This window comes from Bacillus solitudinis (assembly GCF_002797395.1).
GTDB classification, from domain to species: domain Bacteria; phylum Bacillota; class Bacilli; order Bacillales; family Bacillaceae_D; genus Halalkalibacter_A; species Halalkalibacter_A solitudinis.
In genome coordinates this window covers 2,218,003-2,229,583 of the sequence record NZ_KZ454943.1, presented here as the reverse complement: position 1 = coordinate 2,229,583, position 11,581 = coordinate 2,218,003, and the positions used below count along the sequence as shown (strand labels likewise).

The 11,581-nt window shown below is 37.3% G+C and carries 10 protein-coding genes and 1 pseudogene; 2 read left to right on the top strand and 9 right to left on the bottom strand.

Annotation, left to right across the window (positions count from 1 at the left end):
• Nucleotides 1-9: 9 nt before the first annotated feature.
• A complete protein-coding gene (locus CEF19_RS23125) occupies nucleotides 10-180 on the bottom strand; it encodes a hypothetical protein (protein WP_157800930.1) in 171 nt (56 codons plus the stop codon).
• 234 nt (nucleotides 181-414) lie between these two features.
• On the opposite strand from CEF19_RS23125, the gene CEF19_RS10690 reads away from it, so the two are divergent.
• Nucleotides 415-582, top strand: a complete 168-nt coding sequence (locus tag CEF19_RS10690; RefSeq protein ID WP_100408279.1) for a helix-turn-helix domain-containing protein — start codon at nucleotides 415-417, stop codon at nucleotides 580-582.
• Between the two features lie 114 nt (nucleotides 583-696).
• Here CEF19_RS10690 and CEF19_RS10685 read toward each other — a convergent pair whose 3' ends face one another.
• From CEF19_RS10685 to CEF19_RS10660, 6 genes and pseudogenes are all read right to left on the bottom strand, one after another.
• Nucleotides 697-1,113 (bottom strand): universal stress protein, encoded by a 417-nt coding sequence (locus CEF19_RS10685; protein WP_100406057.1) that lies wholly within the window; start codon nucleotides 1,111-1,113, stop codon nucleotides 697-699.
• A gap of 115 nt (nucleotides 1,114-1,228) precedes the next feature.
• A pseudogene (locus tag CEF19_RS10680) lies at nucleotides 1,229-2,300 on the bottom strand (SulP family inorganic anion transporter).
• Between the two features lie 332 nt (nucleotides 2,301-2,632).
• Nucleotides 2,633-2,833 carry a hypothetical protein gene (locus tag CEF19_RS10675; protein WP_157800929.1) on the bottom strand — a complete coding sequence of 67 codons (201 nt, stop codon included), beginning with the start codon at nucleotides 2,831-2,833 and terminating at the stop codon, nucleotides 2,633-2,635.
• A gap of 138 nt (nucleotides 2,834-2,971) precedes the next feature.
• A complete protein-coding gene (locus tag CEF19_RS10670) occupies nucleotides 2,972-3,388 on the bottom strand; it encodes a universal stress protein (protein WP_100406055.1) in 417 nt (138 codons plus the stop codon).
• Nucleotides 3,389-3,421: 33 nt separating this feature from the next.
• Complete coding sequence (locus CEF19_RS10665) at nucleotides 3,422-3,838, bottom strand: universal stress protein (protein ID WP_100406054.1); 417 nt, start codon at nucleotides 3,836-3,838, stop codon at nucleotides 3,422-3,424.
• A 210-nt stretch (nucleotides 3,839-4,048) separates the two neighbouring features.
• Nucleotides 4,049-5,509: a SulP family inorganic anion transporter gene (locus CEF19_RS10660; protein WP_100406053.1), complete on the bottom strand. Its 1,461-nt coding sequence runs from the start codon at nucleotides 5,507-5,509 to the stop codon at nucleotides 4,049-4,051.
• 469 nt (nucleotides 5,510-5,978) lie between these two features.
• Here CEF19_RS10660 and CEF19_RS10655 point away from each other — a divergent pair, with 469 nt between their 5' ends.
• Nucleotides 5,979-6,686: an MFS transporter gene (locus CEF19_RS10655; protein WP_100406052.1), complete on the top strand. Its 708-nt coding sequence runs from the start codon at nucleotides 5,979-5,981 to the stop codon at nucleotides 6,684-6,686.
• A gap of 275 nt (nucleotides 6,687-6,961) precedes the next feature.
• On the opposite strand, the gene CEF19_RS10650 is transcribed toward CEF19_RS10655, so the two are convergent.
• Complete coding sequence (locus CEF19_RS10650; protein ID WP_100406051.1) at nucleotides 6,962-9,406, bottom strand: glycosylhydrolase-like jelly roll fold domain-containing protein; 2,445 nt, start codon at nucleotides 9,404-9,406, stop codon at nucleotides 6,962-6,964.
• Nucleotides 9,407-9,410: 4 nt separating this feature from the next.
• Nucleotides 9,411-11,570, bottom strand: a complete 2,160-nt coding sequence (locus CEF19_RS10645; protein ID WP_100406050.1) for a glycoside hydrolase family 88/105 protein — start codon at nucleotides 11,568-11,570, stop codon at nucleotides 9,411-9,413.
• Between the last annotated feature and the right edge of the window lie 11 nt (nucleotides 11,571-11,581).

Genomic DNA, 11,581 nt, shown 5'->3' with positions numbered 1-11,581 from the left:
CCAAGCAGTCTATTTTCCTTTTAGAGGGAAGTCCCGTCCTTCCGCCCCGACTGATGTTTTAGAATTTAGATTTCCATCCATATCGTTTAAGCCTTCTTTGTTTGTTTTTTCTTTACCGATGTAATGTGATTTATGTTTTTCCTGAACATCGATAAATTTATCGAAATTTTGATTTACCATATGCACCCTCCTCTATTAGGATAAATCCTTTCTGAACTTTTTATCCAAAAAGAAGCATCAATTAACTAACTGTAACGCTACGCTTTTTCTTAATGATTGAAGTGAGCAAAAGTTTGTTAACAAATATCCATTTTTAATAAGGTAATGTTCGGTTATAATAATTGTACTTATGGTATAATGACATTTAATGTTTAACTCCATAGTTAGGAGGGTGTAACCGTGGAACATGAAATTATGACCGTTTCCCAAGTTGCTAAGTATTTACAAATAAGTGAGATGACTACATATAAACTTGTGCAAGAAGGCAGACTCCCCGGATTTAAAATTGGACGACACTGGCGTGTACGAAAAAGTGATCTTGATGAGCATATTGAAAAACTTAAAAATGGTGAGAGATTATAATGTCTTTGATATGAGAAGATAATAACTTTGCTATTATCTTCTCCTTTTTTAATCCCCCAAATGCTTCAAAAAAAGCCTTGAACTCCCCTGATTTACTGGATAGATTATCATTTCCTATTTAACAATCAACACAGGACATTCCACATGCTTGGCTACTTTATGAGAGACACTTCCTAAGACCATAGTTTGTAGTTGGTTTAATCCTCTACTTCCTACTATTAAACAATCGTAGGAACCTTTGTTGGCAAACTCCACAATTTCAGGGCCAGGATCCCCGCGTAAAACATGAACGGAATAATTTATTTTATTCGCAAAGAATTTTTCCTCAATAACCTTTAACTTTATACGACGGCTTTCTTTGATTTCATATTTGCTTCGATTATGAAGAACATCTTCTTTAGAAGCAGTCCCACTGATTACATACACAATATCCACACTCCTAGTTTTCTTAGATACGATTTCTATCGCTTTTTCTGCTGCTCTAAGGGAATGTGAAGATCCATCTGCAGCTACTAACACCCCGTTAAACATCCTACTCACCCCTTTATTCTGTTCCCGACGTTACTTACTATTTTCTTATACCTAAAAAAGTTAGTCGTTTAATAAAAACGACTAACTGAGAATTACACAATTATCAACACTCCATTTAATGGCCTGATGCTTTTGATAATCCACCAATTCTCTTCTTTAATTGTTGACTTTCTTTATCTAACCCAACATAGGTCACCTGAATATTATTTTGTTCAAATTTCGTTTCTATTTTATCAAACGCTCCAATTGCTGAATCATCCCATAAATGTGCATCTGATAAATCAATTTCTACTTCTCGCAAATTTTCCTTATAATCAAATTGCATTATAAGATCAGTCACTGATGCAAAGAAAATTTGTCCTTTAACTTTATAAATTTTCTTCGATTTTCCACTAATTAGGTTTTCTTCAATATGCACTTTAGAAATTTTGGCTGCAAAGAAAATCGCACTTAAAACCACTCCCGCTAATACACCCTTTGATAGATCATGTGTAAAAACGACTGTCCCCACGGTGACAACCATTACCGCCGCATCCGTTCTTGGTACCTTATGAAGTGATTTTAATGAGTTCCAATCAAATGTTCCTATGGACACCATTATCATTACCCCAGCTAAGGCAGCCATTGGAATTTGAATAACGATACCACCTAAGACGATAATGAGGAACATTAAGAATACACCTGCAACTAAAGATGAAAGACGTCCTGTCCCCCCGGATTTAACATTGATAACAGATTGACCAATCATTGCGCAACCTGCCATCCCACCGAAAAATCCAGTGACGACATTCGCATAACCTTGACCACGGCTTTCTTTATTTTTATTACTCTCTGTATTCATCATATCATCAACAATATTGGCTGTTAGCAATGACTCTAGTAAACCGACAATCGCGAGTGCTAATGAATAAGGAAAAATAATCATAAGCGTTTCAAGATTTACTGGTATTTGTGGAATTAAGAATAAAGGCAAGCTTTAGGTAAGTGACCCCAAATCACCAACAGTACGTACTCGCAATCACCACAGCTATACTAAACGAAGCGTATAATCCAACCATCGGATCGACACCAGCAATTATTGAGAACGCAATAGCCTCAGGAATTAACGTTAAGGCTACAACAATTCCGGCCAATACATCCCCTCTAATATTGCCAAGCCATTCTTGTTTCAACTTAGAAATATTCATTTTCCCACCTCTTATTAATTTATATTTGACCTTCGACTCTCACGAAAGTCACCCGTTGTAAGCTTCTGAGTTATAGCATCTCTAAAAAAAAAGAGAAAACCCAATGAAAGCGTACGTCATACTTATTTATCTTCAATTTCATTAAAAATACTATGTATATCTAATTTTTTACAAAAATCCTAAATAACTTATATTTTAATTAAAACTAGTATATTCTTTTATAATCTTTTATAACTATTTAACTCACGACTTATAAGTGTACGATTGCTTTAATTTAAACAAAACGCAAAAATGCCTAGTTGGGCATTATCCAACTCGGCATTTATGTTTCATTATTCGTTCTCAGTAACATTCCCACAGCCTTCATTACACTCCTTTGTTTCTCGCAATTTAGCTCTTTCTTTAATAAGTGCCATTTCGGTTATTATTTTTCTTCTTTCGTTATCAGAATTTGTATTTACTAGTTTTGTCGTTAATTCTTCTAATGTTAATTCATTAGTGTCATGGGAGGGTTCACTTTTTTCATTCATCATAGTTTCCTTTCTTTAAGATTTTCATAGGCAAACTTATGAAAAAAAAAGAAGGATAGTTGAGGATTTTTAGTATCCGATAGATTTGATGATTAAAAGCAAGAGGAGGCTCACTCACTAGCCTATTGCCCCTCTCACATACTACTTTATAATCATTACAGGACATTCTACTCGTTTTGCAACTTTATGGCTGACACTTCCCAATACCATCGTCTGCAACTTGTTTAAACCCCGACTACCCATAATCACACAATCATAGTTTCCCTCATTTGCAAATTTGACAATGGTCGGTCCTGGCTCACCATTTAAGATATGCGTTTCAAACTCTATCCCGGCTTCAACGAGTTTAGCCTCAATTGGTTTGAGTCGTTCTTTTCTTTTCAGTTCAATCGCAATTTTACTTTCACCCGTTAATACTTCATGCTTTGATGTTGACCCATCAATAACATAGATTAAATCCACTTTTCCATCATATAACTTAGACAGTGCAATTGCCTTCTCAGTTGAACGCATTGAATGCTCAGAGCCATCAACTGGCACTAAAATATGTTTAAACATGTTTCTCTCCTCCAATACCATACTCTCTATTTTTTATTTAACAATTAATACAGGACTGTTAACACGTTTTGCTACTTTGTGACTAACACTTCCTAATACCATGCTTTGGAGATTGTTTAACCCTCTGCTTCCAAGCACAACACAATCATACTTATCCTTGTTAGCAAACTCAACAAGTGTTGGACCTGGCTCTCCGTGTAAAATATGAATTTTATAATCAATGTTGTTTTCTAACAAACATTCTTCCACGTTTCTAAGCTTTGCTCTTCGTCTATACTCGATTTCACTTTTGCTTTGGCCATGGAGAACATCGGACTTAGAGGTTGTTCCACTAACAACATAGACAACATCTATTGTACCGTCATTTCCACTTAAAAGCGCTTTCGCTTTCTCGGTTGCCCTTAAACTGTGATTTGAACCATCCGCTGCTAACAATATTCTCTTAAACATCTGGCCACACCCCTTTTTCAAAATAGTGTAAAAAAGCCTTGTTATATATATTCTAGAGGAAGTAGAACGGTTCCTTCCCTACAGTATATACCCTTTGTTTAAAATTTTCACATGGGGAATATACAAAATTTCAGACAAAATAGAAACCAATCAATTAAAAAACAGAAAAGAGACCATATTTTCATATGATCTCTGCACTAAGTTAGAGAATTAATGCCCCGAAGCCTTGGAGATTCCTCCAATTTTGGATTTTAACTGCTTACTTTCTTTATTTAATCCAGCGTAGGTTACATGGATCTGATTTTGTTCAAACTTCATTTCAATCTTATCTAATGCACCGATAGCTGAGTCATCCCAAAGATGTGCTTCGGTTAAATCGATTTCAACCTCACTAATACTTTCTTTAAAGTCAAATTTATTTGGTAGATCCGAAACTGACGCAAAGAATATTTGACCTTGAAGCTTATAAACTCTTTTACGCCCACCTTGAGTAAGCTTCGATTCAACATGTATTTTGGAAATTTTGGCTGCGAAAAAGATAGCACTTAACACAACACCCGCTAAAACACCTTTTGATAAGTCATGGGTAAATACAACAGTAGCTACCGTTACGAGCATAACTGCCGCATCGGTTCTAGGAATTCTATGAATACTTTTAAGAGATCCCCAATCAAACGTACCAATTGAGACCATAATCATAACCCCAGCTAAGGCGGCCATTGGAATTTGTACAACAATGCCACCTAGAACAATAATCAAGAACATTAAAAATGTCCCAGCAACGAAAGCAGAGAGCCGTCCAGACCCACCTGATTTAACATTAATTACTGATTGACCTATCATAGCGCAACCAGCCATTCCCCCAAAGAAACCAGTAATTACATTAGCAATACCTTGACCACGACATTCCTTATTCTTATCACTTTCCGTATCCGTCATGTCATCAACGATATTGGCTGTGAGTAGAGACTCTAACAATCCAACAATTGCTAACGCAAGTGAATAGGGAAAAATAATCATAAGTGTTTCTAAATTAAATGGGATTTGTGGAATTAAGAAGACAGGCAATTGCTGAGTGAGGTTTCCTAAATCACCAACAGTTCTAACTCCAAAATTCGCAAAAACGGCAATTGCCGTCACAACAATAATTGCAACTAATGTTGATGGAACAGCCGTCGTTATTTTGGGGAATAAATAAATAATAGCCAATGTTAAGGCGACGAGTGCATACATAATCCAAGTTTCACCCACAAAATGTTGCAGCTGCGAAGTAAAGATAAGAATTGCTAACGCATTAACGAAACCAACCATAACAGAACGTGGGACAAATTTCATTACAACTGACAACTTAAATACACCAAAAAGAATTTGTAAAATACCTGTAAGCACTGTCGCAGCCAACAAATACTGCAATCCGTGATCAGCAATAAGCGTAATCATCAGTAACGCCATGGCCCCTGTAGCAGCAGATATCATTCCTGGTCTTCCTCCGACAAAGGCTATAACAACAGCGATACTGAATGAAGCATACAAGCCAACCATTGGGTCAACACCAGCAATAATTGAAAAGGCAATCGCTTCGGGAATAAGTGCTAAGGCAACAACAAGGCCTGCAAGCACATCTCCTCTTACGTTTCCAAACCACTCCTGTTTTATTTTTTCAATATTCACAATCCACACCTCAATTTCTAATTAATATTTACATATAATCTATTTCGACTTTTGACTCTCACAAAAGTCAGATCCGTTTTTAACAAAAGATATCTTATCATGATTTCACATAAATCAAAACTGCCATGTAAGCGTATATCATTAAAGTTTTACTCGCTTATACTCTATTATAATACAGTTTATTTACCTTTTCTTATAAATACAATTTCGTTATATTTAATAGTGTTATTTTCTAAATGAGTATAAATTGGTTTAATTAAAGCTTAATTGATTTAAATTAACATAACCTCTCATTTAACTTCTTTGACATTTACCTAGCTATCTGTTAATTTTAATTCAAACTTTTTCGATTGTTTTATGCGATTTAGTGTAAGAGTAGGAGGCCCCTATGAGAAATCATAGAGGGCTTTCTCTCTTAGATAGTTATGTCGTTCTCTATTAGATGACCTAAGAAAAAAAGAGGTATATTATGATTCAAAAGCTAACCAATTCATCCTTTTACTATGGATGGATTATCGTTTTTATTGCTGGGTTAAGTATTTTCTTATCAGGACCGGGTCAAACCTACTCAAACTCTGTCTACATCGATCAATACATAGAACATTTCGGCTGGTCTCGTTCAAAAATCTCAGGCATTTACTCGGTTGCTACTTTTTTTGCAGGTATCCTGATGATGTTTGTTGGGAGACTCGTTGATAAGATAGGTCAAAAAAAGATGATGGCGTTTGTCGGCATTATTCTAGGCCTTTCTTGTTTCTTTAATAGTTTTGTTTCAAATATATGGGTGATGGCGATTGGGTTTTTCTTTATTCGTTTATTTGGGCAAGGTAGTATGACACTTGTACCCAATACTTTGGTGCCTCAATGGTTCATCCAGAAACGTGGTCGTGCCATGAGTTTTATGGCACTTGGAAGTTTTGCTAGTGCTGCATTTTTCCCTATCGCTAATACGTGGATGATTAGTAAATGGAGCTGGCAAACGTCCTGGCAAATTTGGGGATGTGTATTGCTCTTTGTTTTTGTTCCACTTGTGCTTATCGGTGTTCGCAATAAACCAGAAGATATCGGATTACTTCCCGATGGAAAAGAAAAAAACAATGCGCAAAGAACTGAAGCTGATAATTCAACTGTGATTGCTGAAAAAAGTTGGACGCTTCGTCAAGCTAGAAAACTCTAACTTTTTGGACGCTTTTAATTTGTGCAGGAATTCCTGCACTTGTTAACACAGCCATTACTTTTCATTTATTCTCTATCTTAGGTGAAAATGGATTAACCCTTATTTTTCCGATTCTCGGCTTTTGCTGTGCCTTATTCGCAAGAAGGCCTGAAACTCAAACAGAAGCTTGAGTGAAAAGGGAATCTAAAAGCTTAATTATTCATCAGTTGTCAAAAAGCATCCTGTCCCTTTCGACAAGATGCCTTTTTGATTATCTCCTTTATTTTACACCCTTTTCAACTTGAGATCGTTAATGTCACTGGCCCAATCAGTCCAGAAGGTAAACTGACCTGATCCATTTGATTCGCTTTTGTATTCGTCACAGCTACTTTTAATGTATTTTCTCCTACCTTTAAAGCATCTGTAATATCAAATGTATAAGGAGCCCACATTTTCACTGCTACCTCTTGTTCATTTATCCAAACTTGCACAATTTCATAGACTTCCCCCAAATCAAGTAGAACCTTCGTCGCGTTTAAACAGGCATGTGTGATGCGATGCTCATATATAAAGGTACCTGAGTAGTGTTCATACCCTTCCCATTTCGTCCAAGACGTCAGCTTTGAGACGTTTCGCTTTTTTCCTTTTATTTGCACCGTCCAAGGATCGCGTAAGGTTTTTATCTCCAATGATGATGAGACTTTCTCCTTTGGTACTATCGTTTTTTCATTCACATTAACACAGAAAATGATACTTTCCCTTCTATCGAGATTCATTGCGATGCAAGTGTATCCTTCGTGTATTTCGCTTGGAACTTTATCAATGGTTCCATTCCAAGAATCCCACTTTTCAATGGATCCATGTTGAGGAAACATAACGTTTCCTTTAAAACCGCTCTCTCCTTCATTAACCAACAGATAAAACGACTGATTACCCTTTTTAACATGACTGATGCGGATATCTCTACACTTTGGTTCAATTTCAATCTCTCTTCGTTGGAGTTTGTCCAAGACTTTTGGGATAGCCTCCACCGACTTTGCAATTAAAGCTCCATTAATTGTCCCTTTTTTCTCTGCTTGAAGAACGATTACATTGCCTCCACTCTGAGTAAAAGTTGTTAAGAAGTTTTGGCATTCCTCTTCCAGCCTTGAAATATCCTCGACTAATATTGTTTGATAGCTTTGTTTTTGTATATTTATTTCCCCATTTTCTACCTGACAATGAGTTAATAAAGATTCTTCTAAGTAGTTAAACTCGATTTGATTTTCATAAAGTGGTTTCGCGATTTTCCAAGGTAGATAATCTTCCTCACATAAAATGGCTACAGAAGTTTCATTTACACTGTCTGTCATTAGCCAACTTAGCCGTTTAATATAATCCGAAAACTGTTGATAAAATGGCCACCAACTATTATTCGGCCCCACATCTGGTGGACGCTCATGACTTCTTCTCTTTCCTTCTAAGGAATAATAAAAAGCATGAGGACTGATTAAATTAACACCTCGAACAAACAACCAGTCAAAATACCACTTCATATCTCCAGCAGGTAGATTCCAATCACTACCTACACTACAAACACCTAACACTTCATTTAGGTTTCTTCTTCTTCCACGATGCCTTGCAGCGTCAGCAGAGCATTTTCCTGCGGTCGAATGATGCCCTTCTAAAGACTTCCCCTCTTCAGGAGCAACCCATCGCCATACAACATCTTGACCAGGAATTTGAAAATGTTCTAGTAAACCGATATCGTCGCTTTCAGCTGGATGACCTGTTAGTGAGATGTTGTGCTGCTCACACCATTCTGCTAATGGACCGTAATAGGAGAATGATAGTCTTTTGTTAACAGCCTTTTGATAATTTTTCCGAATAATCTCTGTCTCTCTCCCGCCATCAAACCATAACAACGGTAAATCTAGCTCGTGATTTCCATGGTTCACATACCATTTTAAAAACCCACTCGTCCAAGGACGTAATTCTCTTGAAGTCCCTCGTCCAAGAATATCTGGTTCATCCGTAAAAAAGGCTTGAACGGTTGTGCCAAAGTAACTGTCTAGTTTTTGATAATAACGGTCATGCGTTAATTCAATAAATCGTTGTACAGCCGCAGGATTTAATAAATCAGCGGAGGCAGGCGCATGTTCCTCCCCATCGTCTTCACCAAAATGAATGCCTCGGATATGTCCTTTTGAATAAACTTCAATGAAGCATAGAATGGACCAACCCCCCGTAATAGGCGGGGTGAATTGTAATGTTCCATTTGTAACATCAAGATGTTTTGTACTTTGGCGATTTATCTGATGACTAGATATCTTCTCAACAGCTTGAGCGGACACTAGTCTTTCCCCTTCTTCTAAGTTGAGAGAAATGGTTGTTGTCTTTTCGCAAGGATATTCAACCATCTTTAAGCCTTTACTTGCGTATTCAGGATAATCTTTTACAACCATTCCCTTGGCCGAACCTGATGGGTACATCGCTTCGTCATATAAAATAACTGTCATTCCAAGCTTATTCGCTTCTGCCACAGCCGTTTTCACAAAATCAAAAAATAAGTCTGACAAATATTCAATTTCTTTTGGTATGCCAATTCTAGGGTGCAGGACAAAACCCATGACTCCTTTTTCAGAGAAGTCGTAAATTTGCTTTTTTATTTCATTATGAGACAAAGTATCATTCCAAAACCAAAAGGGAATTGGCGAGAACTCATCTGCTGGATGAAGAAATTGTTCCTCTAATGTGGGCATTGTTTCACCTCTCCAATGATTCCTGTAATTTTAATGTTTCAATGCCTGCTAGTAGCACGATACCAATTCCATGAGTATCATTTAAAATCCACCCTAAATCATGTTTATAATAATCTGCTGTAAATGAATACCCCGAACCTTTGCAAACCCCATAGACATTCCCCAACCGGTCAATTCCTTTTTGGGTTAGGCCGTTCCAACCTTTGAACACGGATCGGATATACGGATCTTGCTGGTCAAACCATCCAAAACGTACACCTCTAGCAAAAGCATAAATAAACATCGACGTACAAGACGTTTCTTCGTAAGATTCAAAATCAGTTAACACTTGGTGCCAAAGCCCATCCTTCCCTTGAAGCGCAAGATATCCTTCAGACAACTCTCTATAGAAGGAGAGTAATTCTTCTCTGTTTGGATGGTCCTGAGGGATCGTTTGCAAAAGCTCGGATAAGGAAAACAACACCCACCCATTTCCCCGTCCCCACGGAACATTGGTTGCTGTATTGAATTTAAAGTCGTACACATGAGACATAACCCTTTTTCCCGGCATAAATAAGTACTTTTTATACAAAAGAAATTGGCGTGCCGCATCATCTAAATACCTGGAATCACCCGTTTGTTCATAGTATCTACATAAGAAAGGGGTACTCATATAAAGATCGTCACACCAAATGGTATCCTTCATAAATTCCACGCTGCCACGCTTGCGGTATAAAGTTCCATCTTCAAGACGATCTTGAAGGGTGGATATATATGTTGCAATATCTTTTGCTACCTCATGAGATTCTTGAATACCGACTATTTTCTCAGCTAGTAACATCGTTGAGCCAAACGATCCACAGTCATCTAAACTATCAATCGCTGACAACTGGTTATTCACACCGGATGCCCCGTACTTCTCTTTATCCCATATAGAATAGCGGTATAAAGATACAGATTGTTGAATATGGGCCCGAACATATTCCATAATATCTTTTCTATTAAGATGTGATGCCGTGTTTAATAATCCAAACAAGGTTACACCCAATGGATAATCCCATTTCCCAAATAACCGATTTTCTAAATAAGGGCGAATTGACATATGCGGTGCATCCACTCGCCAGAACATCCCCCCCTCTTCATTTTCAAACAGAGTATTGACCCTTAATAATGCTTGGATAGGCAAGGTTTGCTTTTTGGAAAATGGACCGAGATACAACCAATGATCTCTTACACCCTTTACAGGATAAGGTAGAACAAGCTCACATTCTGAGTCCAATATGAAACCCCAGTTTTCATTTTCACAATAGCTTTTTATTACAAGGTCATGACTCCCATAGCTCAATTTTACAGAGAAGTGAAATTCACCATCTTTTAAAACCTCAATTTTTTGGCCATCTAGAAAAATGTCTAGTGGACCCTTACCTTCTCCACGAAACTCGTACTCTTGTGTTCCTGGCCTTTCACAAAGTAATTTCGTCCAGGCAACGGCATAAGTATCCTTCGGTGAACCAAACATTCTAGTAAGTGAAGGTTTCTTTTCCTCCAATTGACTCCAGTTCAATTCCGGCAACCAAGTAATATTTGTTTCAGATTCATTCATTATCATTCGTGGAATCTGCTGTAACTCCTTATCTTCTTGCGGAAAACTAAATAACCATCCTTCTTGCCCTTCTCTCTCAAACGATGGAGCTAGAAAGTGAAGGGGGTAACGTTTAAAAGAACCAGTCCCGAAAATCCCCCCTAACCCTGAAGGCGTTTTCACAAATTTCAAGACAAAATGACTCCATCCCTTAGGGAGCTTCACTTGGTTAGCAACTTTTCGATTAGGGTTTGTTTCTTCTACAATTGTTGACCTAAACACTTTTTCTCCGTTAACAAATAAAGTTGTTGGACCAAAACAATTTAACGCTAATGCAATGTTTGTCTCAGATTCCATCCATATTTTTGCCCATGCATAGACAACTTGCCCGTCCTTTGCATCAGGAAAATGTTCAGATAAATTAAAATGATAGCGATAATCCCCCATCCTTTTCATTCCATTCTCTTGAAAGGCACGATACATCATGGGGTGAGGAGGATTGTTTCCAATATACCGCTGCGAAATCGTTTCAAGTACTTTATCTATATTTTGGTGAAATACTGAATAGATACTGTCTCTCTCGTCAAAATAGCGTTCTAGCATGCTCTTCTCCC